This is a genomic window from Polaromonas sp. Polasp52, assembly GCF_059491565.1.
The window spans coordinates 4,798,024-4,822,063 of record NZ_CP168513.1 but is presented as its reverse complement, the minus strand read 5'-3'; the positions used below and the strand labels follow the sequence as shown (position 1 = coordinate 4,822,063).

Annotated in this window: 23 protein-coding genes; 11 read left to right on the top strand and 12 right to left on the bottom strand. The window is 63.2% G+C overall.

Features of this window, described 5'->3' with window-relative positions:
- Nucleotides 1–21 precede the first annotated feature (21 nt).
- From ACEN9P_RS22595 to ACEN9P_RS22585, 3 genes are all read right to left on the bottom strand, one after another.
- Nucleotides 22–345, bottom strand: a complete 324-nt coding sequence (locus ACEN9P_RS22595) for a metalloregulator ArsR/SmtB family transcription factor (RefSeq protein ID WP_477714543.1) — start codon at nt 343–345, stop codon at nt 22–24.
- 301 nt (nt 346–646) lie between these two features.
- Nucleotides 647–1,504, bottom strand: coding sequence for a hypothetical protein (locus ACEN9P_RS22590; RefSeq protein ID WP_495620525.1), 858 nt, complete (start codon nt 1,502–1,504; stop codon nt 647–649).
- Between the two features lie 80 nt (nt 1,505–1,584).
- Nucleotides 1,585–3,150 (bottom strand): hypothetical protein, encoded by a 1,566-nt coding sequence (locus tag ACEN9P_RS22585; RefSeq protein ID WP_495620524.1) that lies wholly within the window; start codon nt 3,148–3,150, stop codon nt 1,585–1,587.
- Between the two features lie 433 nt (nt 3,151–3,583).
- Between ACEN9P_RS22585 and ACEN9P_RS22580 the strand changes: the two genes are divergently transcribed.
- The 3 genes from ACEN9P_RS22580 (at nt 3,584) to ACEN9P_RS22570 (ending at nt 6,407) form a co-directional block, all read left to right on the top strand.
- Nucleotides 3,584–4,039 (top strand): EVE domain-containing protein, encoded by a 456-nt coding sequence (locus tag ACEN9P_RS22580; protein ID WP_495620523.1) that lies wholly within the window; start codon nt 3,584–3,586, stop codon nt 4,037–4,039.
- 446 nt (nt 4,040–4,485) lie between these two features.
- On the top strand, nt 4,486–5,577 hold the full coding sequence (locus ACEN9P_RS22575) for a Bug family tripartite tricarboxylate transporter substrate binding protein (protein ID WP_495620522.1): 1,092 nt from the start codon (nt 4,486–4,488) through the stop codon (nt 5,575–5,577).
- A 329-nt stretch (nt 5,578–5,906) separates the two neighbouring features.
- Nucleotides 5,907–6,407 carry a hypothetical protein gene (locus ACEN9P_RS22570; RefSeq protein WP_477663652.1) on the top strand — a complete coding sequence of 167 codons (501 nt, stop codon included), beginning with the start codon at nt 5,907–5,909 and terminating at the stop codon, nt 6,405–6,407.
- Between the two features lie 8 nt (nt 6,408–6,415).
- Here the strand turns inward: ACEN9P_RS22570 and ACEN9P_RS22565 are convergent, their stop codons facing one another.
- Together ACEN9P_RS22565 and ACEN9P_RS22560 are read right to left on the bottom strand one after the other, a co-directional pair.
- Nucleotides 6,416–8,161: a bifunctional protein-serine/threonine kinase/phosphatase gene (locus ACEN9P_RS22565; RefSeq protein ID WP_495620521.1), complete on the bottom strand. Its 1,746-nt coding sequence runs from the start codon at nt 8,159–8,161 to the stop codon at nt 6,416–6,418.
- A gap of 63 nt (nt 8,162–8,224) precedes the next feature.
- Nucleotides 8,225–9,037: a formate/nitrite transporter family protein gene (locus ACEN9P_RS22560; protein ID WP_477663650.1), complete on the bottom strand. Its 813-nt coding sequence runs from the start codon at nt 9,035–9,037 to the stop codon at nt 8,225–8,227.
- Between the two features lie 549 nt (nt 9,038–9,586).
- Here ACEN9P_RS22560 and ACEN9P_RS22555 point away from each other — a divergent pair.
- Complete coding sequence (locus ACEN9P_RS22555) at nt 9,587–11,359, top strand: PEGA domain-containing protein (protein WP_495620520.1); 1,773 nt, start codon at nt 9,587–9,589, stop codon at nt 11,357–11,359.
- Nucleotides 11,360–11,371: 12 nt separating this feature from the next.
- Here the strand turns inward: ACEN9P_RS22555 and ACEN9P_RS22550 are convergent, their stop codons facing one another.
- From ACEN9P_RS22550 to ACEN9P_RS22535, 4 genes are all read right to left on the bottom strand, one after another.
- A complete protein-coding gene (locus ACEN9P_RS22550; RefSeq protein WP_495620519.1) occupies nt 11,372–11,776 on the bottom strand; it encodes a cupin domain-containing protein in 405 nt (134 codons plus the stop codon).
- Nucleotides 11,777–12,008: 232 nt separating this feature from the next.
- Complete coding sequence (locus ACEN9P_RS22545) at nt 12,009–12,761, bottom strand: SDR family oxidoreductase (RefSeq protein ID WP_495620518.1); 753 nt, start codon at nt 12,759–12,761, stop codon at nt 12,009–12,011.
- A gap of 218 nt (nt 12,762–12,979) precedes the next feature.
- Nucleotides 12,980–13,894, bottom strand: coding sequence for a ketopantoate reductase family protein (locus ACEN9P_RS22540; protein WP_495620517.1), 915 nt, complete (start codon nt 13,892–13,894; stop codon nt 12,980–12,982).
- An 83-nt stretch (nt 13,895–13,977) separates the two neighbouring features.
- Complete coding sequence (locus ACEN9P_RS22535) at nt 13,978–14,907, bottom strand: LysR family transcriptional regulator (RefSeq protein WP_495620516.1); 930 nt, start codon at nt 14,905–14,907, stop codon at nt 13,978–13,980.
- Nucleotides 14,908–15,015: 108 nt separating this feature from the next.
- Here ACEN9P_RS22535 and ACEN9P_RS22530 point away from each other — a divergent pair, with 108 nt between their 5' ends.
- Together ACEN9P_RS22530 and ACEN9P_RS22525 are read left to right on the top strand one after the other, a co-directional pair.
- Entirely contained in the window at nt 15,016–15,639 is a 624-nt protein-coding gene (locus ACEN9P_RS22530) for an NADPH-dependent F420 reductase (RefSeq protein ID WP_495620515.1), read from the top strand.
- A 239-nt stretch (nt 15,640–15,878) separates the two neighbouring features.
- The gene (locus tag ACEN9P_RS22525; RefSeq protein ID WP_495620514.1) at nt 15,879–16,553 is read left to right on the top strand and encodes a porin family protein; all 675 of its coding nucleotides are present in this window, start codon (nt 15,879–15,881) and stop codon (nt 16,551–16,553) included.
- Between the two features lie 106 nt (nt 16,554–16,659).
- Here the strand turns inward: ACEN9P_RS22525 and ACEN9P_RS22520 are convergent, their stop codons facing one another.
- Nucleotides 16,660–17,976, bottom strand: a complete 1,317-nt coding sequence (locus tag ACEN9P_RS22520) for an ATP-binding protein (RefSeq protein WP_495620513.1) — start codon at nt 17,974–17,976, stop codon at nt 16,660–16,662.
- A gap of 10 nt (nt 17,977–17,986) precedes the next feature.
- Nucleotides 17,987–18,736: an osmolarity response regulator transcription factor OmpR gene (gene ompR, locus ACEN9P_RS22515; protein ID WP_495620512.1), complete on the bottom strand. Its 750-nt coding sequence runs from the start codon at nt 18,734–18,736 to the stop codon at nt 17,987–17,989.
- Nucleotides 18,737–19,020: 284 nt separating this feature from the next.
- Between ompR and ACEN9P_RS22510 the strand changes: the two genes are divergently transcribed.
- The 3 genes from ACEN9P_RS22510 to ACEN9P_RS22500 all read left to right on the top strand — a co-directional run bounded on the left by ACEN9P_RS22510 (nt 19,021) and on the right by ACEN9P_RS22500 (nt 20,872).
- Nucleotides 19,021–19,554: a hypothetical protein gene (locus ACEN9P_RS22510; RefSeq protein WP_495620511.1), complete on the top strand. Its 534-nt coding sequence runs from the start codon at nt 19,021–19,023 to the stop codon at nt 19,552–19,554.
- A gap of 65 nt (nt 19,555–19,619) precedes the next feature.
- Nucleotides 19,620–19,931 (top strand): EF-hand domain-containing protein, encoded by a 312-nt coding sequence (locus ACEN9P_RS22505; protein ID WP_495620510.1) that lies wholly within the window; start codon nt 19,620–19,622, stop codon nt 19,929–19,931.
- 62 nt (nt 19,932–19,993) lie between these two features.
- A complete protein-coding gene (locus ACEN9P_RS22500; protein WP_477714560.1) occupies nt 19,994–20,872 on the top strand; it encodes an alpha/beta hydrolase in 879 nt (292 codons plus the stop codon).
- On the opposite strand, the gene ACEN9P_RS22495 is transcribed toward ACEN9P_RS22500, so the two are convergent.
- Nucleotides 20,844–22,067, bottom strand: a complete 1,224-nt coding sequence (locus tag ACEN9P_RS22495) for an extracellular catalytic domain type 1 short-chain-length polyhydroxyalkanoate depolymerase (protein WP_495620509.1) — start codon at nt 22,065–22,067, stop codon at nt 20,844–20,846. The genes ACEN9P_RS22500 and ACEN9P_RS22495 overlap by 29 nt on opposite strands.
- A gap of 275 nt (nt 22,068–22,342) precedes the next feature.
- Between ACEN9P_RS22495 and trhO the strand changes: the two genes are divergently transcribed.
- Complete coding sequence (gene trhO, locus ACEN9P_RS22490) at nt 22,343–23,290, top strand: oxygen-dependent tRNA uridine(34) hydroxylase TrhO (RefSeq protein WP_495620508.1); 948 nt, start codon at nt 22,343–22,345, stop codon at nt 23,288–23,290.
- Nucleotides 23,291–23,298: 8 nt separating this feature from the next.
- A complete protein-coding gene (locus tag ACEN9P_RS22485) occupies nt 23,299–23,964 on the top strand; it encodes a glutathione S-transferase (protein WP_495620507.1) in 666 nt (221 codons plus the stop codon).
- The last annotated feature ends 76 nt before the right edge of the window (nt 23,965–24,040 follow it).

Genomic DNA, 24,040 nt, shown 5'->3' with positions numbered 1-24,040 from the left:
TCCTGTTTTTGCTTTTGCTACTTACTTGGCCTTTTGTGTTTTCGCCGGGGCGCGCTCCCGCTTCAGGGGCCGCGCGACCGGACAGAGTTCAAAGGCGTAGCCCGTGAGGCTGTTGACCAGGCTGTCGCCGTTGAGCTTGTAGAGCACAAACTGGCCGCTGCGCTCGCTGCTCACCAGGCCGGCGTTTTCCAGCACCGAGAGATGGCGCGAAATCGCCGGCGTGCTCATGGCAAAGCGCTCAGCCAGCTCAGTGGTACTGAGCTCTTTCTCGGTCAGGTAGGCCAGGATCTGGCGCCTGGGACCCGAGGCGAGGGCTTCAAAGATTTTGTCGAGGGAGGCGGCCATTTGCTTCTTGTTTAATTATTAACTTATTTGTTAATGACTTTATTCAAGAAGTTCTGCGCTGTCAAACAGGAATTTCCCTGAGGCTTTGGTCTAAGGCGACAACCTGCGCAAATGCTAGATCGTTGGCTATGTGGGCCGGATCAGCACTGAGACACCCAACGCACTCCATTCGCATTCTGCGATCTTCAAGCTAGGGCCGGACCAGCAATGGTGGCGGGATTCCGTTGAATCCTTACTTGACTTGACACGATGCCAGCCGCCGGCGAGATTCGGATGCCATCAACCCCATGCACATGCGAGGCTACTGAAGAATTTCAAAAAATTCGTAGCGGCCCCTTTGCTCAGCAAAACTTATCAACCCGATGTTCAACTGCTTGAGCTTGGTGCTCCAAGCTGCCCTACTCTGCGGCGAGTCAGGAAGCACCATTATTTTTCGGCTTGCCCCCACAGTCAGTTCATATAACAGGAGTTGTCCCAGCGCGGTGTAGACACTAGTGGTATCTGCGTTAGTTTTCAGTTCGAACAAGTGCGCCGCCCCATCCGGGGCGAACCCGTGCATGTCCCACAAGCCCGCTTTGTTGTCCAGATCCTTATATCCTTTGGTGCATAGCCATTGGTAAAAAGCCCTGATAGTCCGTCCATGAATTGAGTTTGGGGTGTAGCACCCCGGAGTGATAGTTGCTCGATCTCCGGAAAATTCCTCTCTGAACCCGCGCTCCTTATTCTCCAGCACCTTAGGACGAGATGAAGTCTGTTGTGTGGGAATGGGGATACGGTCAATATAGGTCACGCCATTGCCAGGCTGTTTGCCTAGAAACAACTTCACCTGCTTCAGTGCAATCACCCCCAGGAGCTGGAATGCATCCTCAACACGCAAAGCCCAGCGGCCTTCGGCATTCGTCGGTTGCAGGCGGCCTGAGTTCGGACCTAAAGAACGTCCCGCCCACACTTCTACGAGATTGGGATCCGCCGCATCCAAAAGAATAACGACGCCACCAAATGTCTGCCCGCTCTTAAGCTTCCACCAAGAAGTCTTACCTTTGGGTAGATCCTGAATGTTTCGCCCGTAGGAGGCGTGAATTCTCTTACAACGAAAGACGGCAAGGCGTGTCAGATCCTCAAAATAAGGGAGATGAAAAACCTGTTGAATTGAGTTCATTTCGAGTTCGCAGCTTAAGCAAACGGCACGTCAGGGTAATGAAACGGCCCTGCACAGGCTGCCGGAGGAAGGATTTATGCCTACGTCTTAGTATTGGTTTTATGACGCCCAACGTGTGCTATCACCGCTTTTAGCTCGTCTCTGTCCCATGCCCAGTGAACAGATAAGCATGAGTCAGCTTGCTTCGCGCCGATGGTGATGTGCGGTGAAATATCGAGTTCTCGCCCTTTGTGATGCGCTACATATTCGTTACCCCACTTCCCCTTTGAAGTTTGCGAAACATCGTCCGCATACTCGAATCCGCGCTTCTTAAACAAATCTCGCATCGATCCGATGGACTTTCCCGTATTGATTCCACTAGCCCAGATGGCGGTAACCTCCTCGATTGCCATAAGCGCTTGATATGCCCGGTCTGGATGACGAAACGGTGATTCGGCGGCGGAAGATTGGGCCGACTCAATGAATGTGATGAACTTCGCACGCTCCTCAACAAGCCTTACCGCGTCCGAGACTGATTTGGGAGCTTCCTCCATTGCTATGGTGTCATCCTCCACAACAACCTCAGATTGAGCGGTTGAATTTGAACGGCCAAAATGCGCCGCAAGCGCCATTGCATTGCCCCGAAGTATTTCGTTTTCCTGAGAAAGAGCAGCATGAGCCTGTTGGAGATCCTTAAGCTGACTCTCCACAGAAACCAAGTCTTCTAACAATTGGTCTGTTGAGGTACTACTGTCAGCACGATTGGCCTCACGTTGCTCACGGGCCGACAGTTGTCGCAGTCGCGAAATTGCTGGAGGCTCAATATGCCTGAACGCCGCAGCGTCAAGGGTGAGATTTACAAGTTCGGAAAGCGTTCGCTCGGACGAAGCACCTTTAAACTGCCAAGGCATCCATAGAGGATGGAGAAACGGATCCGAGGTATTGCTAAATCGAGGCCAATACAAGCGCACCGCTCCGCCGAAGCAAGATAGCGGGTTAGTTAGCAATTCAGTGAGACGAAAAGAGGCCCATTTGTCAGCCAGCTCATAAACTTTTGCTACCCCTGCGAGCCGCTCTGCCAAATTTGAAGTGTCAACCAAAGGCCGATCGTCCAGCAGGCCTCTGGAAACGAGGACGATGGGAAAAGGTCGAGACGGGTCATTCAACTCAGAAACCAATGCTTCGACCTCCTCTGCACCGATGACCTCGGGCGTCACGTTGTAGGGGTGCCCTGCGATCCGCACTGAACGCAATCGAGAGATATCACGTATAACCCGAGGAGAGCCAAGTTTGATATTTGCTGGCGCAAACATCAATTGGAGGCCGGTTACTGCAAGATCAAGTGACAGAGTCAAACCGCTTGGCTCATTAATTGCTGCAATCGATACAACCCAACCCAAACTCGGATCATATTGATCGGGATACGCCCAAACAATATCCGCCAGCCTGGAACGTGGGTCACCGGCCGCGGTATGGTGCCGAATCGAGAGTCGATGCCCCTCCATGGGCTCCATTGAGAGATCCCCGGTAGCTAGGTTATCCGCAACATTGATAGGCACCCGTTCACGACGGTACCAATCGTGAATCCACCTACCTACATAATCCAACGCAGTCGGTATTTCGGCCGAATCTTTTATTTCGAGAGTAGTGGCGTAGACCGTTCGCATTTAAGCATCCCCACTGCAAAGAATTCGAGTAGTTGGTTCAGGTATTGATCGAATTAACACGGATCAAGGCTGGATCCAATGGACGGTCATGCGCATCTCACTTCCGATTGAAACGGAAGACACTTAAAGCATCGGCCGAAGAATAATATTTTGAAGAAGGTCGGTAATGACCTCTTCCGTGCTAGCAGATGCAATGACGACCAAGTATGAACCAGTTGCAGTATTGCTTTTCACGAACTTCTCGTCCTCCTCCAAATGTAGGATGTCAATCTAGGCTGACATGCGGTGTTCTGACGCAAGATCGTCGCCAATGACATTCTTACTGCAGCGACACATTTACAATAAAGCCAAACAGGTGCGGTCCGCTTTCGCTTGCATCCAGTAGGTAGGCGCCCTTGCCTTTCGGCATTTAAATCATTGGCATCGCAACCCCATGACAACCTACTGGCTCATGAAATCCGAACCCGAAGAATGCTCGGTCGATGACGCGCTCGCGGCGAAAAACTCGACGGTCCCCTGGGTTGGCGTTCGCAACTACCAGGCGCGCAACTTCATGCGTGACGGGATGAAGGTCGGGGATGGCGTGCTGTTTTATCACTCGAGCTGCGCGGAGCCCGGCATTGTGGGCATCGCGCGTGTGGCGTCGACGGCCTACCCTGACCCTACACAGTTCGATGCCAAGTCGCCCTACTACGATCCCAAGTCCAAACGCGAGGAGCCGCGCTGGCTGCTGGTCGATGTGCAGGTCGTGAAGAAGATTCCCAACATCACCTTGCCCGAGCTGCGCGCGCGGCCCGAACTCGAGGATCTCATCATCCTGCGCAAGGGCAACCGGCTGTCGATCACGCCGGTGGAGCCGAGGCACTGGAAGGCGATTGTCGGGCGCTAAGCCTTAGTTCTTCATGCCGCGGGCGGTGGGCAAACCAATGGCTTAGGGTGCACCAAAACCGGCATCACACTTCGCGGTTGCGCGCGTGACAAACACGCCACAACCCGGCCGCGGCCCAACTAGCCACTGTCATTCCTGACACCGGCCGCCCCGGCCGGCATTTCGTCTGTATACATAGCGTCTCATCACGCCCGCCCTCCCCGCCCACACCTCTTTTGCCGCCAAACCCTGTCAGGGCTAACAGGTTGACCGTTACACGGGCGGCTCAACACAATGGTTCGCATCACAGGGGCGGGATCGACAGCAAGAGGGGGAGCGGTGGACGGGCCCGCAGCATTGGCTGCGGGCACGGCCATGCGGGCATGCCGGGGCGCGGCAGTTGCCATCACTTGTCTGGTCATGAGTCCCACAGCGGTCAGTTTTTTCACTCCAACAGAGGGCTTTTCATGACACGACTTCTCTCACGGCGCGCGCTGGCCATCACCCAGGCAGTCACCCAGGCGGCTTTGCTGGCGGCGGCATCGTCCGGCGCCTGGGCCCAGGCCAACTCCTCCCAAGGCAACGCGGCCAGCGGCAAGCTGGCCCTCGCCAAGCCCGCGGCCGCAAAGCCTGCCGCCGCGGCACCGGTGGCCATCGAATGGCCGACCAAACCGATACGCCTCTTGATAGGCTTTCCGCCGGGATCGGTGCAGGATTTGTCGGCGCGCTCCATCAGCGAGCAGCTGTCAAAAACCCTGGGCCAGCCGGTGATTGTGGAGAACAAGGCCGGCGCCTCGGGCATCATCGCGGCCGACCAGGTGGCCAAGGCGACCGACATGCACACCTTTGGCGTGATGAACAACAGCCAGCTGACCATCGCCAAGCTGCTGAACCCGATGGCGCCTTACGACCCCGCCGTGGACCTGGCGCCCATCGCGCTGATAGGCACGACACCCATGGTGATGGTGGTGAGCAATTTCGCGCAGGGCAGCACGCCGCAGGAGTGGCTGACCTGGCTGCGCAACCAGGGCGACAAGGCCAACTACGGCTCGCCGGGCGCGGGCACGCCGGGCCACCTGGGCATGGAGCTGATCAAAAGCCGCAGCGGCGGCCTGGGCGTGATGCATGTGCCCTACCCCGGCAACCCGCAGATCATCACGGCCATGCTGGGCGGCCAGCTGCAGGCGGCGCTGCTGCCGCCTGGCCTGGCGATGCAGCAGGTCAAGGCCGGCAAGATGAAGGTCATAGGCGTGACCTCGGAGCAGCGCAGCATGCTGGCGCCCGAGCTGCCGACGCTGCGCGAGGTGGGCATCATGGGCGCGGACATGGAGCTCTTCACCGCGCTGGCCGGCCCGGCCTCGCTGCCTGCCGCGGTGCGCGACAAGCTGGGCGCGGCGGTGATAGACGCGCTCAAGACGGGCGACACGCGCCAGCGCCTGATCACGGTGGGCTGGCAGCCGGCGCCCTCCACGGCCGAAGGCCTGCGCACCCGCATGCGCGCCGACACGCGTAACCTGGGCGGCATCATCATGCTGCGGGGTATTCGGGCGGACAGCTGATCCGCGGATGCTTTGTCTTTAATCTGTGTAAATCTGCGTAATCTGCGGATGATTTATATCCACAGATAGCGCACATTGGCGCAAATAAGGCAAACGAGAAGCGGCCGCGCCCGCAGAGGCCCTGTTTCCAAGCCGCGGCAGCTGGGAACACATTCAAATCCGCAGATGACGCAGATTTACGCAGATTGAAAACAAGGCATCTGCGGATGATTCATTTCCTGGAATGGTGCAGATTTACGCCGGCTTTACCGCGACACTACAAGCCGGACGCGCAAGCGCTTTGAAATAGCCGGGCGCAGGCTGCGCGCAAACCATCACAGGAAGAGGACATGCATATTTCATCGGCACACTGGCGAGCCGGGGCCGCGGCCCTGCTGCTGGCGGGTCTGGCTTGCGCCAGCCATGCCCAATACAGCACCGGGGGCCCGTACAACACCGGGGGCGCACGCCCCCATCGCCCCGGCGAGGCCCAGGCGGAAGGCCCGCAGGCGCCACGCGTGCAGTCGCGCTGGGAGCAGGTCAGCCGCCGGCTGTTTGACCTGCGGGTGGCGCTGCAGATCACCCGCGAGCAGGGCCCGGCCTGGGAGAATTTCCGCGGGCGTTTCCTGGACATGGCGACCAGCGGCCCGGCCGGCCCGCGCATCGTGGACGAACAGACCGCGAAAGACGCCTTCCAGTATTTGCTGGCCGACGCGCAAAGACGCTCCAACATGCTGGCGACGCTGGATGCCACCGCGCAAGTCTTGCTGGCCCAGTTCAGCCCCGAGCAGTTGCAGATCGCCGACCGGGCGCTGCCCGGACTGCTGGCGGACTACGGCGGCATCCGTTAAGACCCGGGCTAACCGGTCGTCGATTTCAGGGCCAGCATCACCACAATGACCACGGCCAATACAAGCGACAGCCCTTTCCAGAACGCCAACGGGTTTCGCTCCAGCAGGGGCTGGCGCGTCTTGTGCATAAAGGCCTGGCTGGGGTGGCGCAGGTCATACACAAACTCCGACAGCTCGCCATAACGTTTGGCCGGGTCGGGGTGCACGGCCTTGCGCAGCACATCGTCTATCCAGGCCGGGATCTCGCGGTCGTCGCGCAGCGCGGAGTCGTAGCGCAGCCGGTTTTGCGCGGCGCGCGTGCGGCTTTTGGCGACTTCGGCGCCATAGGGCAGCCGCCCGGTCAGCATCTGGTAGGTGATGACGCCCAGCGAGAAGAGGTCGGAGCGGGTGGTGCCGCCCTCGCCCAGGAAATACTCGGGCGCTGAATACTGGGCCGTGCCCAGGATGTCATCCCGCCCGCCGGGACCGTCAAGCTCCGCAAGGCTGGCCACGCGGGTGGCGCCGAAGTCGATGATCTTGGCGGTGCCGGTGTTGTCGATCATGATGTTCTCGGGCCGCAGGTCCTGGTGCAGCATCTCCAGCCGGTGAAAGGCGCGCAGGCCTTTGGCGATCTGCTCGACCAGGCCGCGTACCGACTCCAGCGCGGGCCGGGGGTTGTCGATCATCCACTGGGCCAGCGTCTGCCCGTCTATGTATTCGGTGGCCACATAGACATAGTGGCGCTTTCGGGTCGGCACATAGGGCTTGAGCACATGGGCGCTGTTGATGCGCCTGGCGATCCACTCTTCGGTCAGGAAGCGCTCCAGGTAGGCCGGGTCGCCGCCCAGGTCTATGGACGGGGTTTTGAGGATGGCGAGCGCGCCCGTGTCGTTGTCGGTGGCCAGGTAGATATGGCTGCGGCTGCTGCCCTGCACTTCGCGAACAATGGTGTAGCCGTCAAACTGCGCCCTGGCCTCGAGCATGGGCGGCAGCGGCAGGCCTGAGAGCTGCTGAAGCATCTCGCCGGCTTCACGGCGGGGCAGCGCATCGACGCGCACGATCTGGGCCGTGAGGTTGTCGCCGCTGCCGCGTTCAAAGGCTTTTTCAACAATGGACTTCGCGGCTACGTCCAGCCCGCCGGCTTCATCGGCATGGCTGCGAATGATGGCGGCCATGTCGTGCTCGCTCACGTGTTCGTACACGCCGTCGGTGGCCAGCAAAAAGAGGTCGCCCTGCTCCACCTGCTGGGTCTGGTAGTCAATCTCCAGCTGGGGCTTGAAGCCCAGCGCGCGGCCCAGGTAGCTTTGGCCCTGGGCGATCCACACGCGGTGGTCGCGGGTCAGTTGCTCCAGTGCCTTGCCGCGCAGGCGGTAAATGCGTGAATCGCCGACATGAAAGATATGCGCCGTGGCCGACTTGATGACCATGGCGCTCAGGGTGCACACATAGCCCTTGTCCTTGTCGTAGCGGTAAGGGCTTTTTTGCGTCTGCGCATGCAGCCAGGAGTTGGTGGCGCTCAGGATGCGCTCGGCCGATGTCTTGACCGACCAGGCTTCCGAGGTGCAGTAATAGTCTTCCAGAAAACCGGTGACGGCGTACTGGCTGGCGACGTCGCTGACGGCGCTGCTGCTGATGCCGTCGGCCAGCGCGATGGCGATGCCCTTGGCGCTGAGCTGCGGCTCCTGCGGCACGTAGATGCCGTGGAAATCCTGGTTGCTTTCCTTGCGGCCCTTGTCCGAATACTGGCCTGCCGAGATCTTCAGTTCAGAGGGCATAGGGGGTGGCGGCAAAGCCCTCGCGCAACTGGCCTGCGCGAGGGCTTTTGTTATGGAAGCGGATTATTTGAAGTTACGAGCCGGTCCGGTTTTAACGTGCGTAGCGTACAGCGTCAGGCCGGTGAAAGCCAGGCCGCCCACCAGGTTGCCCAGCACCGTGGGAATTTCGTTCCAGATCAGGTAGTCCATGATGGTGAAATGCGCGCCCAGCAGCAGGCCCGAGGGGAACAGAAACATGTTCACGATGGAGTGCTCGAACACCATGTAGAAAAACAGCATGATGGGCATCCACATCGCGATCACCTTGCCGCTGACCTGGGTGGAGATCATCGCGCCGACCACGCCGGCCGACACCATCCAGTTGCACAGCATGCCGCGCACAAAGAGCGTGAGCATGCCGTTGGCGCCGTACTTCTGGTAGCCCAGCGTGCGGTTCTCGCCCACCACGCCTATGGCCTTGCCGACCGCGCTGGGCTCGGTGGAAAAGCCGTTGGTGACGTAGATGGCCATCATCACGGCCACCGTGAACGCCCCCAGGAAGTTGCCGGTAAAGACCAGGCCCCAGTTGCGCAGCACGCCCTTGAGGGTGACGCCCGGGCGCTTGTCGATCAGCGCCAGCGGGCACAGCACGAAGACGCCGGTCAGCAAATCAAAGCCGAACAGGTAGAGCATGACAAAACCCACCGGGAACAGCACGGCGCCCAGCAGGGGCTGGCCGGTCTGCACATTGATGGTGACGGCGAACCAGGCCGCCAGGGCCAGGATGGCGCCGGCCATATAGGCCCGGATAACGGTGTCGCGGGTGGACATGAATATCTTGGACTCCCCCGCGTCCACCATCTTGGTCACAAATTCCGAAGGCACTAGATAAGCCATACGATCCCTCTAAGTCATGTTTTGCCAAAAAAAAAGTCCACTTCGATATCTTCAAAAAATGAAGATCGAAGTGGACGCCGTTATCCATTCAGATCGATTGGGCACCGCGAAGCTCGCTGTCCCCTGCGCAGGCCTTCGTTAGCCTGACCTGATGGGTGGAAGCACATACCGTGCCGCTAAAAATGCACCACAAAGCCCGCCTTGCCGGCCTCGGAAGCACTGCGGAGGCGACTGGGTCGCCCCAAAATTGGGCATTTCGATAGTAAGGGGCAAATATTTTGGTGCTGGTTACATCCTGCCCGATGTTGCAGTAGCGGGTGCAGCGTCGCTTTCAGGGGGCCTGGAGAGGTCGTCCCTCAGCTCGCCAGGGCCCGCAACAATCTGCTCATGGATAGGCGCAGGCACCGGCTCGGGACCAAGCCGTTGCTAGGTTCAAAGCCACTATCATCCTGACCTGTTGCACGGCATTGCTGCGGGTTCACCCAAAGCAGCCGGGCGATACCTGATTCCTGGAAAACAAACACATCACGTGATCTGGAGGAGCGCTCAATGAGGGTTACATCGTTTCTGGCGTGCGCGGTCGTCGCTTCAATGTTGGTCTGCACGTCCACCATGGCCGCGAATCCCGTACTTCGCGTCGTGTGCGAAGGCAATGATGCCGGCGCCGAAGTCTTGATCAATGGGAAGTTCCGGGGGGAGTGTCCGGTCGAACTGCAAGTGCCATCGGGAACACTCAGATTGCGGGTCCAAAAAGCGGGAAAAGCAGGGCCTGAACGGACATTCGAGCAAAACGTCCGCGTTGCTCCGGATTCGCTCAAAACCATAGAGGTCGTACTCGTCGCTGCACGGCCCACCGGGGCCGAAAAGGTTGGAGACAAGGGCGCCAGTGCCAAAACTCCGTCAGGCGACACCAAGGTGACAGCCGCTTTGCGTGAGGCCGCCGGTGCGGGCGATGCTTCGGCCATGCTGGCTCTAGGTGCTTATTACGAGGCTGGCAAAGGCGTCCCTAAAAATTACGACCAGGCGCTCAACTGGTACCGAAAAGCCATGGACGCCGGAAACGCCGACGCGGCCTATCAACTCAGCCGCATGTACGAAATGGGACTGGCCGTTTCGCCCAATTTTGCGGAGAGCGACGCTTTGTTCAAGAAAGCCGTTCTGGCCGGAAGTGTCCGGGCGCTTTCTGATACTGACCTAGGCGCTCGCATGCGTGCCGGAAGGGCTGGAGTAAGCGAGGACCAGGCGGCCCCCGTGCTTTTGAAAGCCGCGAATGCCGGCGACATTGGATCCATGGTTTGGCTCGGGTATTACTATCGCTTCTGGGCCCATCCCAAGAATCCTGAGGAGTCGCAACGGTGGCATGCGCAGGCCATCAGCGCCCTGACCAAGCTTGCTGATGCAGGTGACTTCAGTTCAATGGAAACCTTGGGCATGTTGTTAGGGGAGACTGAGCGAGCGGAATCGGATCGCTGGTATAAAAATGCTTTGGACGGCTATGCATTGGCCGCCGGTGCCGGTGACATCCATTCGATGCTGAGGATCGCAGAAATCCATTGGGGCGCGACGCCGGGCCGCCTTCACTACAGCCCCGAAAAATCCCTCTACTGGTATAAAAAGGCGGCAGAGGCCGGATCGGGCTATGCCAGCAAAATGGTGGGACTTCACTATGAATCAGGGCGTGGTGTTCCCAAAAATCCGCAGATGGCCATGTCCTGGTACGAGAAGGCAGTTCAGCAAGGCGATGCGCAAGCGGCTGGATGGTCCCAGGCAACTCAAACTGCCGAAAACGAGCGGATTGCCCAGGCACAAGCCAAAGCCGAACAGGGGGCCGGGCTGAACAACATGATGCAGTTGCTTCAACTGGGGACGGTGATTGCCAACAACTATTACGGGGCCAAGGCAGCAAACCTGGCGGCCCCGCTTGCAGCCGTACAAACTTCTGCGTTAAACCGGACAAGTCCTTCTGGCATCACACGCGCACAGCAAATATCTTCGACAGGTGTTGCAGAGCGAGATGGCAGCAGCCAGCAACCCGCAGTTACCCAAAGAACCGTCTGCATTTTTGAAAATCGCGCAAACAGCAACGATTACTCCGAAGCCGTCGCAAGGGCAGCCCTGCAAAAAGAGATCAACGGTGCGAAGGCGCTCACCCAAAACATGGTCGGTGATCCGGCCCGTTACCTCAGTGACAGCGGCATCACCTGCCAGAAGGAAGCCACCAATATCAATCCTGAGTACAAGTGTGTGGTCAGCATCAAGACTGAAGTCAAACTCTTGGGGCCTTGCGGTAAAGACGGCCCTACGATGGGCCGATCAAAGTAACTGATCCGCTGCCTACTTCACCAGCTCCAGCACCTCGGCTTTTTTCTTCTTGAGCAGCAGCACCAGGAACTTCGCGGGCTGGGTGGCGCTGGCGTTGCGGCCCACGGTATGGATGTCCTTGGGGCCTTCATAAAAGCTCTGGCCGGCCGTCAAGGTGACCTCCTTGCCGCCCTTGACCTGCATCACGATGGAGCCCTCGAGCACATAGACAAAGGCATGCGCGTGATGGCGATGCACCGGGTCGGCGGCGCCGGGGGCGTAGTCCACCGTGATCATCAGGCCTTCCTTGCCGGGAAGATCGGACAGGTCCTTGGCCATGACTGGCTTGACGGTCACGCCCTCGGGGCCGGCGGCCGTGGCGGGCTGGGCAAGCAAGGCGGCGCTGGCGAGAAACAGGGAAATGCTGGTCTTGTTCATGATGGCTTCTTCATAGGGTTGCAGGGGTGGCTCGGGATTGAGGTGCACCTGCCTCTATGACGATTGGCGGCGCCGGTTTGTGACACCGGCGCCCTGCCCTCACTCTTGCTCCTTCCCCCGCTGGGGGAAGGTAGGGATGGGGGCCAGCGGCGACCGATTGCGAGGCCGGCGTGGAACAGGCACCGGGGAGCCCCCATCCCAGCCTTCCCCCAGAGGGGGAAGGAGTAGCGGCTTATTTCGCGGGCTGGGATTTGAACCAGTCCTCGAAAGTTATGGCGCCCAAACGCGCCTTGCCGGCCGGCACCAGGGTGTCGTCCTTGAGCTCGGCGCCGAAGTAGCGTGCCTGCGGGTCGGCGACGACCTTGCGCGGGTCATTGCTTGCCGTCAGGAAGCGCTGGACGAGGTCCGAAAGGCGAACCTTTTCCGGGCCGGCGATCTCGACCGTACCGTTGGCCGGCGCGCCCAGCGTGAAGTCGGCCATCGCGGCGGCCACGTCGTCGGACGCGATGGGTTGCACAAAGGCCGGCGACAGCCGCACCGTCTGCCCCTCGGTGCCCGACTGGGCGATGCCGCCCAGGAATTCCATGAACTGGGTGGAGTGGACGATGGTGTAAGGGATGCTGCTGGCCCTGATGATTTTTTCCTGGGCGATCTTGCCGCGGAAATAACCGCTTGCGGCGAGCTTGTCAGTGCCGACGACGGAGAGTGCGATGTGGTGCAAAACACCGGCAGCCGCTTCGGCCGCCAGCAGGTTGCGGCCCGAGGTCTGGAAAAATTCCAGCACGGCCTTGTCTTCAAATGAAGGCGAATTGGCCACATCGACCACCACATGGGCGCCCGCGAGGACCTCGGCCAGCCCCTGGCCTGTGAGGGTGTTGACACCGGACGCCGGCGATGCCGCGATGGCCTGGTGGCCGCGCTGGCGAAGGATGTTGACGAGTTTGGATCCGATGAGGCCTGAGCCTCCGATGACGACGATTTTCATGGGTGTGCTTTCTGGTCCGGAGTGGAGGTGGAGGTTGAGTGGCTCGAAATTGAGTACCACCTGCCTCTATGACGATTGACGCTGCCGGTTTGTGACGCCTGCGCCCTGCCCTCACTCCTGCCTTCTGCCTCTTGCTCCTTCCCCCGTTGAGGGAAGCTAGGGATGGGGGCCCGCCGGCTGCTGGAAGGCTCCACCCGCCATATCGGCCAGATCGCTGCTCAGGCCGCTGCGGCTTTTCCTTCTAGCAGCTTGACCATGGCCCACAACACCCGGTTCGCGGGCACGGCCACGCCCAGCGCCTCGCCGCGCTTGACGATCAGGCCGTTGAGGTAGTCGATTTCGGTGGGCTTGCCGCGCGCCAGGTCCTGTGCGGTGGAGGCGTACTGCTTGGGCATGCTGCCGGCCAGTTTGTCGACGGCGGCATGCACGTCGCCGGCCACCTGCACGCCTTCGGCCTTGGCGACCGCCAGGCATTCGGCGACCACGTCGCGCATGACGTCGATGACGCCCACGCCCTGCACCGTCTTGCCATAAGGCAGCTGGGCAATGGCCGAGACGGCGTTGTAGGCGCAGTTGAGAATAAGTTTGGCCCACAGCGCGCCGCGCACATTGGCCGAGATCTCGGTGGGCACGCCGGCGGCAATCAAAGCCTGCGCCACGCTGTCGCTGAGGGCAGAAGGCTCGATCACCAGGTCGCCGCGGCCGTGGTGCTTGAGATGGCCGGGGCCGGCCATTTCAGTCGCCACATAGACCACGGCGGCGGCCACCGCATGCTGCGGCAACACCGCGCGCAGGCGGTCGGCATTGTCCACGCCGTTTTGCAGGCACAGCACCAGGGTGTCGGCCTTGAGATGCGGCCGCATCAACGCGCCGGCCGATTCGGTGTCGGTGGACTTGACGCAGAACAGCACCAGGTCGGCGCCTTTGACAGCAGCCGGGTCGCTGCTGGCGGCCAGGCGCACATGCTCGTCGAACATGCGGGTTTCCATGCGCAGTCCGTCGCGCTCAATCGCCGCCACATGCTGGGGCCGCGCGACCAGCACGACCTCATGGCCGGCACGCGCGAGCATGCCGCCGAAATAACAACCGACGGCGCCTGCGCCCATCACGGCGACTTTGAGGGATTGGGTCATGACTGCCTTCTGATGCGAGGGAGATGTGAAGACAGCGATTGTGGTGGAAGTCCGCCGTGTCTGCAGGCGCCCCCACGGAGCCCCTAACCCAGGCTGCCGGCAAAGCGCCGTCCCAATTGCCCGCGCTCGAAGGCTTCGGCGACAAAATCAATGAAAACACGGGTCCTGGCGGGCATCTGGCTGCGCGTGGCGTAGTAAATCGAGATGGCGCCCGCATCCACATACCAGCGCGGCAGCAGTCTGACCAGCTCGCCGCGTTCGAGCTGCGGCAACACGTCGGGCACGGCCAGCAAGGTCACGCCCAGGCCCATCAGGGCCGCGGCGCGCATGGCGGTGGGATCGTTGACCAGCACCGACTCGGCTTGGACGGCCGGCATTTCGGTGCCGGTCGCGTCGCGCATCACCCACCGGCGAAGCCGGCCCGTGGCGCTGGAGCGCATGACGATGCCGCTGAGCCCGGCCAGGCCTGCAGGGTCAGTGGGCAACTGACGGCCGGCCATATAGGCGGGTGAAGCCACGGCGATGAGGTGGATAGGTGCCAGGGGACGCGACACGACGCCGGGCGCCAGTTCGAAGCCGCCGCCGATGGCAGCGTCGTAACCTTCGGCGATCAGGTCGACCGGGCGGTTCTCGAAATACCAGTCGGGGCGCACCAGGGGGTAGCGCGCGAGAAAGGCCGGCAGCAGCGGCAGTATGTGTTCAACGCCAAAAGTCGGCGACATGCTGACCTTGAGCGGGCCGGCGGGCGCGCCGCTGTCATCGGCCAGGGCCGCAATGGCCGACTGCAAAGCATCGAGGTTGCCGCCTATCGATGCCAGGAAGCGCTCGCCGGCTTCAGTCAGGGTGAGCTTGCGCGTGGAGCGCTGGAACAGCCGCACACCGAGGTTGCGCTCCAGCATGGCGACATTGCGGCTGACGGCCGCGGGCGTCAGCGCCAGGCGCCGCGCGGCCTCGGAAAAGCTGCGGCCCTCGGCGCTGCGCACAAAGGATTCAAGGTTGGCCAAAGTTTCCATCGCCGCATCTTAAAGCGATGCTTGAAGATAATTCAAGTCATTACAGGCTTATCAAAAGGCAATCGAAATCCCATCATTCACTCCATCAACAACCCAAGGAGTGAATTCATGTCTACCCCCGTCAACACCAGCGCCGCCACCATCGGCATCATCGGCGCCGGCGCCATCGGCTCGGCCGTCGCCACCATCCTGGCTCGCAATGGCATCCCCGCCACCCTCTCGAACAGCCACGGCCCCGATTCGCTCAAGGACCTGGTGCAAGGACTTCCCGGCATCACGGCGGGCACACGTGAAGAAGCCGCGGCCAAGGACATCGTGTTCGTCGCCGTCAACTGGGGCCGCCTGCCGGCCGCACTGGCCGGCCTGCCCGATTTCGACGGCCGCATCGTCATCGACACCAACAACCCGATCGAGGCGCCGCTGTTCAAGCCCGCCGAACTGAACGGCCGCCTGTCGAGCGAAATAGTGGCGGACCTCGTCCCCGGCGCACGCGTGGTGAAGGCTTTTAACCACCTGGCCGCAGCACTGCTGGCCACCGACCCGGCCGACCGGGGCGGCAAGCGTGTGATGTTTTATTCGGGCGACGATGCAGCCGCCAAAGCCACCGTGGCCGCGCTGATCGGCCGGCTCGGCTTCTCGGGCATAGACCTGGGCGCGCTGGCCGTGGGCGCACGGCTGGCGCAGTTCCCGGGCGGCCCGCTGCCGATTCTCAACCTCGTGCATTTCGCTTGAGGGCCACGCCGGGCCTGACCCGTCGCTGACGGAACAGGCCCGGTGCGGTGTGCAGCACTGCGTAAAGTCACAATTTTTTTACCGTTGGTTTACCGGTGCTAGACCGCCGCTATACCCAGCCATCGCTCAATGGCGGTGCGCAGGGTCCTGCGCGGCCTGGGCTGAACAAGGGCACTTGTTGCCCGCCCAGGCAGGTCAGAAGCTGCCGGTGCCATGCGCCGGCTTTTTCCGGAGAAAACATGAAGTTCACCCATTCATCCAAATTGTTGTGGCTGTCCACCGCTGCGCTGTCCCTGGGCGCCGCACTGGCGCAACCGGCACAGGCGGCGCCGCTGGCGGCAAACTCACAGGATGTCTACATCGGCGGCAATATCGCCGCCAGCCGCGCGCCCGGCCTGGGGGGCAGCATTGACGGCGCCCTGGCCAACCAGGGGCTGGGCAGCAGCACCTCGACCGGCACGCCGGGCACCTCGGGCGGCCTGCGGCTGGGCTACCGCCTCAACCCCAACCTGGCATTTGAGGCCAGCTATGACCGCATAGGCTCGACGGACCTGCAGTCGGCCATCGCATCGCCGGCGGCGGACAGCGCCTCGGGCACCTGGAAGGCGCACGGCTTTGGCCTGCATGTGCTGGGCATTGCGCCGCTGGACAAGCAGTGGTCGGTCTACGGCCGCGCCGGTGTGGAGCAGTGGCATACCTCGCTGGATACCGCTTCGGCCACCGGCAGCACCGCCAACGTCTCGACGACGGGCTCCAACACCTCGCTGGCGCTGGGCGCCGGCGTGGCCTATGCCATCTCGCCGAATGTGGATGCCACGGCGGAGCTGGTGCGTTACAACCGCGTCGGCACTTCGTCTACCGGCAGCAGCGCGGTGAACCAGGTCAACTTCGGCCTGCGCTACCACTTCCTCTGAGCGTATTTTTGAAAACACCCTGAAGGCAGGGTGATCCCAAGGCCGGTGCCTGCGCGCCGGCTTTTTTTGTTTTTGTCTTGGGCGGTCGCATGGCGCAGGCGAAGCCTCAGGCCCGCGGCAGGCTGATCCGGGCGCACAGGCCGCCGCTGGCGGCCGGCAGCAGTTCAAACCTGCCGCCATGCGCGCGCACGATGCGGTCCACGATGGCCAGGCCCAGCCCGGCGCCGGGCGGGCCGCCGCGGGTACTTTCAGCACGGCGAAAAGGCTGCTTCAAGGCCTCGGCCTGCGCGGCGGCAATGCCGGCGCCGTGGTCCGTCACCTCTAGCCAGACCGAATCGCCCAAGCTGCCGGTGGCGATCACGACCGGCGGCAGGCCGTGGCGCCAGGCGTTTTCGACGAGGTTGGTGAGAACACGGTGCATCGCGCGCGGGCGCAGGGGCACGGGCGGCGGGTTGCCGGCCTCCAGCGCCACCGGCATGCCGTGGCCGGCCGAGGCGGCCGCCACCTCGGCCGCCAGCGCATCCAGCGACACGGATGCCGGCGCTTCGCTTTCGGTGCTGCGGGCAAAGTCCAGGAACTGGCCGATGATGGCGTCCATTTCTTCCACGCCGCGTGTCATGCGGGCCATGAGTTCTTCGTCGGCCTTGTCGCGCAGGATCTCTATGCCCAGGCGCAGCTTGGTCAGCGGCGTGCGCAGGTCGTGCGACACCCCCGCCAGCATCAGCGCGCGCTCGTCGTCGGCCTGGGCCAGGCTGCGCACCATCTGGTTGAAGCTGCGGCTCAGGTCGGCGATTTCCGTGGGGCCGTCTTCGGGCAGCGGCTGGGGGCTGCCGCCGCCGGCCAGCGTGTGCGCCGAAGCCACCACGCGGCGCAGGGGCCGGTTCAGGTGGCGGTGGATCAGCAGCGCGCCCAGCAAAGCCAGCAAGGTGCTGGTAAGCGAGGCCGCGATCCACGCACCGGTGAATTCGCGCGCCGGCAGCACGCCGGGCAAGGTCACCCAATGGTCGGCACCGTCCAGGCGCAGCCGCACCGCCAGGCTGCCGCCGGCTTCGCGGCGCCAGATGATTTCGGAGCCCTCGCCTTCCAGCGCAATGCCGCGGGAAGCTTCATTGACGAAGCGCCGCTCAAGCCGGCTCAGGAGCAGGCGCTGGCCGCGGCCGCCGCCCTCCTCGTCCTCCGCAATGCCCTGCATGGCACGGCGGTTGAATTGCGCGACAAAAGCCTCGCGCTGGGCCGGCGGCATGGCGGCCAGGCCGGCGCGGATGGCGCCGACGTTGCGCGCCACCGCCACCGACAGCTGCGCCAGCCGCGGCTTGACGATCAGCTGGCGCACCAGCAACGCGCTGGCCAGCTGGCCCACCACAACAAGCACCACGATGAGCAGCACGTTGCGCCCGAACAGGCTGCGTGGAAACAGCGTCATACAAAGAGCCTCATGGCTTGCCCGCCTTGCCGTGTCTGGCCGCGCCGCCTTCGGGAACAAACACATAACCCACGCCCCACACCGTCTGGATGTGCGCCGGCTGCGACGGGTCGGCTTCGATCAGCTTGCGCAGGCGCATGACCTGCACGTCAATGCTGCGGTCGGTGGCTTCGTGGTCGCGGCCGTAGGCCAGCTCGATCAGCCTGTCGCGGCCGAGCGGACGGTTGGGATGCAGGGCCAGCGCCTGCAACAGGCTGAACTCGCCGGTGGTGAGCGGCACGTCGTCACCGTTTTTGTCCAGCCGGCGCGCATCGAGCGCCAGGGTGAAGTCGCCGAAGCGCACCGTGCCCCGGCCGGGCAACGGACCGCTGTGCGCGCCCAGCATGCGCTGGCGGCGCACCAGCGCCTGGATGCGGGCCAGCAGTTCGCGCGGGTTGAAGGGCTTGGGAAGGTAGTCGTCGGCGCCCATTTCCAGCCCGACGATGCGGTCCACCGGGTCGCCGCGGGCGGTGAGCATGACGATGGGAATGGTTTCGCCCTGGGCACGCAGGCGCCGGCACACCGCCAGGCCGTCTTCGCCCGGCATCATCACGTCGAGCACCAGCACGTCAAAACGCTCACGCGCCAGCAGGGTGTCCAGGGTTTTGGCGTCTTCCAGCGTGCGCACGGCATAGCCCTGGTCGCCCAGGTAGCGCTGCAGCAGGCTGCGCAGGTCGGCCTCATCGTCGACCACCAGGACCCTGGCCAGCGGCTCGCTCATGGTGACGGACCCGTCCGGAAAAACGCCTTGGAAACAAGCATACGAAATCATCCCGACGCAAGAAAGATGCCCCCATGGTAGCGGCCCGCGCGAGGCCGGCCGTCCGGCAAATCATGACAAACGATGACAAAGCCGGGGTTTGTTCATGCCTTGTCATCAAGAGGCCGATTGCCGCCATGCGTGGTTCACATCTGGCGGCCACAGTGGCGTCACGGCGCTGCAATACGAGGTTTGCACAGTGCCGAAAGCCCTCAAACCCCAGTTCAAACTTCCAGGAGTTCGCCATGAAAACCACGCTTTCCGCCACCGCCCTGACCTGTGCCCTGCTGGCCGCGGGTTTTTCCGCTACCCATGCCGAAGCGTCCGCCCGCCGCGTGGTGCGAGCCAATGCCGACGGCGGCGTCACCGCCACCACGGCCGTCAACCGCCAGGGCCCGAACGGCGGCACACGGGTGCGCAACCGCAGCACGACCGCCGACGGGCAAGGCAATGCCAGCACCGCGGTCGATGCCTCCGCCACAGGTCCCAAGGGTGCCACCGCCGTGCGTACCGGCCAGGCCAGCCGCAGCGCGGACGGCTCGGCCGAGCGCAGTGGCAGCTTTGCCGCCACCGGCGCCAAAGGTAGCGTGGAAAGCAGCGGCAGCAGCAGCAAAACCGCCGACGGCAGCGTGAACGCCAGCCGCAACACCACGGCCACCAGCGCCGCCACCGGCAACAGCGTGCAAAGCACGGCGTCCTATAACCAGGCCACCGGCGTCACGCGCAGCACCACCTGCTATGACGCCACGGGTACGGCCATGAGCTGCCCCTCGCGCTGAACGAGGCTCGCCTTCCACCGAAGCGGATTCTTCCAAACCTTCCAACCTTTATCTGGAGCACTTTCATGACCCCCACCTTCAACCTCCGCGCTCTTTCCATCATGGGGCTGCTGGCACTGGGCGCCGCGGCCCATGCCCAGACACAGTCGCCCAACGCCGGCCGCCTGGAAAAAGCCCGCACCGAACTGCAAAAGCGCTTTGACGCGGCCGACACCAACAAGGACGGCAAGCTGACACGCGAAGAAGCGCAGGCCAAAATGCCCAAGGTGTACAAAAACTTCGATGCCATCGACACCCGCCATACCGGCGCCATTTCGCTGGCCGACATCGAGACCTTTGTGGTGTCGAAAAAAGGCTCGCGCAAGCCGGCCGGCTGAGCCGCATGCGTGGTTTTGCGTTCTTCCCGTCCCACCGGACGCTGATTGACTGGAGATTTTTCATGACGCTTCTTGCCACCCGGGCGCAGCGCGCCGGCCTTGTCGCGACGCTGCTTTTGTCCGCCACCTTGAGCCTGGCCGCGCCGGCGCTGCCCGAGGGCGTGCGCCGCATCGCCGACCTGCCCTACGGCCAGGACGAGCGCCAGCGCATGGACGTCTACCTGCCGCCCCCAGCCACGGGCAGCATCGCGAAGGCGCCCGTCATCGTGATGGTGCACGGCGGCGCCTGGATGGTGGGCAACAAGGCCATGCCCAAGGTGGTGGAGAACAAGGTGGCCTACTGGGTCAAACAGAAGGGTTATGTCTTTGTTTCGGTGGGCTACCGCCTGATGCCGCAGGCCGATCCCCTGCTGCAGGCGCGCGACGTGGCCACGGCGCTGGCCAAGGCGCAAGGTCTGGCGGCCTCCTGGGGCGGCGACCCGGCGAAATTCATCCTGATGGGGCATTCGGCCGGCGCGCACCTGGTGGCGTTGCTGGCAGCCTCGCCGGCGCTGGCGCGCGAGGCCGGCGCCCATCCCTGGCTGGGCACGGTCGCGCTGGACAGCGCGGCGCTGGACCTGGAGCGCATCATGCGGGCGCGCCACATGGGTTTTTACGACAAGGTTTTCGGCGCCGACCCGGCTTACTGGCGCAGCGTGTCACCCAGCAGCGTGCTGGCAGCGGACGCCACGCCCATGCTGCTGGTGTGCTCGACGCAGCGGGCCGACGGTTCCTGCGCCCAGTCGCGCGATTTTGCCGCCAAGGTTGCGGCCAAGGGCGTGCGCGCGAGCGTGCTGCCGCAGGACCTCACGCATGAGCAGGTCAACAGTACGCTGGGCCTGCCCGGCGCCTACACCGAGGCCGTCGACGGCTTCATGATGGGCCTGTTGCCTCGTCCTTAGGCTGAGGCAATACCGGCGCGCGGCGGTGGTAACTGAAGAAGGTCCACATCAGCAGCGAGGCATCGGGCCCATGCGGTTCGTTGAATTCGAGACTCGCATCGCCGCCGCTCCAGGCGTGGCCCAGCATGTCGACATCACATTTGACAAGCTGCGGCTTGCGGCCCGCGTACCAGGTGGAAGTCTGGTAGGCATGGCGCGGCCGCCGGCCGCCGCGGCGCTCGGGATGGCGGCGCACCACAGGCCCCTCGCGTGACGCTCCCTCGGCGAGGACCGGGCCGTTGATGATTTCAAACTGCGCGGCCAGCTGGTCGGCATTGACCCGCCGCACCACGCTGTCGTGGTCGCCGTGGATCAGCAGGGCCGGCATGCCCGGGAATTCCGGCTGCTGGCTGGCAAAGAAACGCGCGGCCGCGCCGTAGGACGAGCCCGAGCCGTGCTGCATGGCGCGGTAGGCGCTGAAGGGTGAATGTGTGGTGCCGAAGACCGGCGCCGAGTGCATGCCCACGGCCGCGATCAGCTGCGGGTGGCGCAAGGCCACGATGGCAGCCAGCGCGGCGCCGGCCGACAGGCCCGCGACGTAGGTGCGCGAGGCGTCCAGCCCGTGCTTGTTCTGCACCTGGGCAATCATCGCGGCAATCACTTCGACGTCACCCTCGCCCCGCTGCGTGGCCTGCCTGTACCAGTGCCAGCAACGATGGGCATCGGCCGCAGCCGATTGTTGCGGATAAAGCACCGCAAAGCCCTTGCGTTCGGCCAGCGCATTCATGCGGCTGCCCGCCGCGAAGTCGGCCGCCGTCTGCCGGCAACCATGCAGCATGACCACCAGCGGGCGCGGCGCCACAGGAGCGTCAGACGCCCCGGCCGCGGCGGCGGCGGCGGCGGCGGGTAGGTAAAGCCAGTACATCATGCGCCGCGCATCGGTGTAGAGGCCGTCCCCCGGCAAGGTAAACCAGGCCTTGCGCCAGGTGCCGGGCAGGCCGGCGGCCGCGCGCGCCTGCGCCGCCGTAGGCCGGCGCGCTTTCCGGGTGGGCTGGGCCGCGGCAGGCTTGACCAGTTTGAGCTGGGGCTTGCGCGGCCTGCCGGCCGGCACGGCCTTGGGCAACAGGCTTTTGAACAGGCGCAATCCCTCCGCCTGCTGGACTTTGCTGACGCGGCGCATGCTTTTCAACCAGAGGCTGCTCAGGCTTTTTGACATGAAGGGCGGTGGAGTTGAGGAGTCATGGAGGACGGCGCGATATGGCCGGGCCGGCGTGCGATTTATAAGTACACGGTTATTTTGCTGCATTGCAGCAAAATGTCTATCGGTCAGGGGCGTAAAGCGATGCCGCCTGGCTTAAATAAAGTGCCTTTCGTCACAAAATCCAGCTGTCAGGGTGCGAAAGCCCTCCCCGTTACCATTGGAGACTTGGCTTACGCCGCTGAAAATGCCTTTTTGGGGCACTCTTGACCTGTTTACCCGCCTTTTTCTTCATGTCCCGTTTCCTGACCGCCGCCCTTTACCAATTTGTTGAACTGCCGGACTTCGCCGCACTGCAGGCGCCGCTGCTCGCGCATTGCGAGGCGCATGGCGTCAAGGGCACGCTGCTGCTGGCCGCTGAAGGCATTAACGGCACGATTGCGGGATTGCCTGAGGGGGTTCATGCGGTGCTGGCGTATCTGCGCGCCGACCCGCGCCTGGCGAAGCTGGAGCACAAGGAGGCCTGGGCCGAACAGATGCCCTTCTACCGCATGAAGGTGCGGCTCAAGCGCGAGATCGTGACCATGGGCGTGCCCGAGGTCCACCCGGCGCTGATGGCCGGCGAATACGTCAAGCCGCAGGACTGGAACCAGCTGATCCATGAGCCCGGCGTGGTGCTGGTCGACACGCGCAACGACTATGAAGTCTCCATAGGCAGCTTCAAGGGTGCGATCAACCCGCACACCGGCAGTTTTTCGGAGCTGCCCGGCTGGGTGGAGCGCGAAATGGCCGAAGGCGGCAAGCTGGCCGCGCGTGACGGCAAAAAGCCCAAGGTGGCGATGTTCTGCACAGGCGGCATACGCTGCGAAAAATCCACCGCGCTGCTGCGCTCCAAGGGCTTTGAGGAGGTCTACCACCTCGAAGGCGGCATCCTCAAATACCTGGAGACCGTGCCCGAGGCGCAGAGCAGCTGGCAAGGCGAATGTTTTGTGTTTGACGAGCGCGTCTCGGTGGGCCACGGGCTCAAGCCCGGCGGCTTCACGCTGTGCCGCTCCTGCCGCGACCCGCTCAGCGAAGAAGACCGCCGCTCGCCGCTGTATGAACTCGGCGTGAGCTGCCCGCACTGCCACGCCAAGACCAGCGACGAACAGAAAGCCGGCTACCGCGAACGCCAGCGCCAGGTCGAGCTGGCCGAAAAACGCCAGGCCGCGCACATAGGCGTGCGCCAGCCCGGCGCCTGACTGTGGCCATGAGCGGCGCCCTGCCCGTCCTGTATTCCTTTCGCCGCTGTCCCTATGCGATGCGCGCGCGCCTGGCGCTGGCCGTGAGCGGCGAGCCCTACGAATTGCGCGAAGTCGTGCTGCGCGACAAGCCGGCCGAGCTGCTGGCCGCCTCGCCCAAGGGCACGGTGCCGGTACTGGTGCTGCCGGATGGCACGGTGATAGACCAAAGCCTGGACGTGATGCTGTGGGCGCTGCGGCGCCATGACCCGCAAAGCTGGCTTGCGCCGCCACATGCCTCCATGGACGAGATGCTCGCGCTGGTCGCAGGCAACGACGGCGAGTTCAAGCGCCACCTGGACCGCTACAAATACCCCAACCGTTATCCCGATGAATCGGCCGGTGACGCGCAGGCGTTTGCGCTGCTGCACAGGACGGAAGGCGCGGCCTGGCTGGCGAAACTGGACGGCATGCTGGGCAGCGGATGGCTGTTCAGCGCGCGCGCCAGCCTGGCCGACATGGCCCTGCTGCCCTTTGTGCGCCAGTTCGCCCATACCGATGCCGCCTGGTTCGCCGCGCAAGCCTGGCCAAGGCTGCAGGCCTGGCTGGCGGGCTTTGAGGCGGGTGCGCTGTATGCGGGCGTGATGGGCAAGCATGCGCCGTGGCGGGACACGAGCGCCCAGGTTCAATGCTGATATAAAGCACACAGCGACGCCCAGACCGGACCACAGCCGGCAGCGCCTGCGGCCATGCCAGCCACTACCGGGAGGA

Coding starts and splice junctions, on each gene's coding strand:
- ACEN9P_RS22520 (WP_495620513.1), bottom strand. CDS start 17,976: ATGACGCTGTTTCCACGCAGCCTGTTCGGGCGCAACGTGCTGCTCATC.
- ACEN9P_RS22495 (WP_495620509.1), bottom strand. CDS start 22,067: ATGTCAAAAAGCCTGAGCAGCCTCTGGTTGAAAAGCATGCGCCGCGTC.
- trhO (WP_495620508.1), top strand. CDS start 22,343: ATGTCCCGTTTCCTGACCGCCGCCCTTTACCAATTTGTTGAACTGCCG.
- ACEN9P_RS22580 (WP_495620523.1), top strand. CDS start 3,584: ATGACAACCTACTGGCTCATGAAATCCGAACCCGAAGAATGCTCGGTC.
- ompR (WP_495620512.1), bottom strand. CDS start 18,736: ATGAGCGAGCCGCTGGCCAGGGTCCTGGTGGTCGACGATGAGGCCGAC.
- ACEN9P_RS22560 (WP_477663650.1), bottom strand. CDS start 9,037: ATGGCTTATCTAGTGCCTTCGGAATTTGTGACCAAGATGGTGGACGCG.
- ACEN9P_RS22535 (WP_495620516.1), bottom strand. CDS start 14,907: ATGGAAACTTTGGCCAACCTTGAATCCTTTGTGCGCAGCGCCGAGGGC.
- ACEN9P_RS22570 (WP_477663652.1), top strand. CDS start 5,907: ATGCATATTTCATCGGCACACTGGCGAGCCGGGGCCGCGGCCCTGCTG.
- ACEN9P_RS22530 (WP_495620515.1), top strand. CDS start 15,016: ATGTCTACCCCCGTCAACACCAGCGCCGCCACCATCGGCATCATCGGC.
- ACEN9P_RS22555 (WP_495620520.1), top strand. CDS start 9,587: ATGAGGGTTACATCGTTTCTGGCGTGCGCGGTCGTCGCTTCAATGTTG.
- ACEN9P_RS22590 (WP_495620525.1), bottom strand. CDS start 1,504: ATGAACTCAATTCAACAGGTTTTTCATCTCCCTTATTTTGAGGATCTG.
- ACEN9P_RS22525 (WP_495620514.1), top strand. CDS start 15,879: ATGAAGTTCACCCATTCATCCAAATTGTTGTGGCTGTCCACCGCTGCG.
- ACEN9P_RS22500 (WP_477714560.1), top strand. CDS start 19,994: ATGACGCTTCTTGCCACCCGGGCGCAGCGCGCCGGCCTTGTCGCGACG.
- ACEN9P_RS22565 (WP_495620521.1), bottom strand. CDS start 8,161: ATGCCCTCTGAACTGAAGATCTCGGCAGGCCAGTATTCGGACAAGGGC.
- ACEN9P_RS22540 (WP_495620517.1), bottom strand. CDS start 13,894: ATGACCCAATCCCTCAAAGTCGCCGTGATGGGCGCAGGCGCCGTCGGT.
- ACEN9P_RS22545 (WP_495620518.1), bottom strand. CDS start 12,761: ATGAAAATCGTCGTCATCGGAGGCTCAGGCCTCATCGGATCCAAACTC.
- ACEN9P_RS22550 (WP_495620519.1), bottom strand. CDS start 11,776: ATGAACAAGACCAGCATTTCCCTGTTTCTCGCCAGCGCCGCCTTGCTT.
- ACEN9P_RS22505 (WP_495620510.1), top strand. CDS start 19,620: ATGACCCCCACCTTCAACCTCCGCGCTCTTTCCATCATGGGGCTGCTG.
- ACEN9P_RS22585 (WP_495620524.1), bottom strand. CDS start 3,150: ATGCGAACGGTCTACGCCACTACTCTCGAAATAAAAGATTCGGCCGAA.
- ACEN9P_RS22595 (WP_477714543.1), bottom strand. CDS start 345: ATGGCCGCCTCCCTCGACAAAATCTTTGAAGCCCTCGCCTCGGGTCCC.
- ACEN9P_RS22575 (WP_495620522.1), top strand. CDS start 4,486: ATGACACGACTTCTCTCACGGCGCGCGCTGGCCATCACCCAGGCAGTC.
- ACEN9P_RS22510 (WP_495620511.1), top strand. CDS start 19,021: ATGAAAACCACGCTTTCCGCCACCGCCCTGACCTGTGCCCTGCTGGCC.
- ACEN9P_RS22485 (WP_495620507.1), top strand. CDS start 23,299: ATGAGCGGCGCCCTGCCCGTCCTGTATTCCTTTCGCCGCTGTCCCTAT.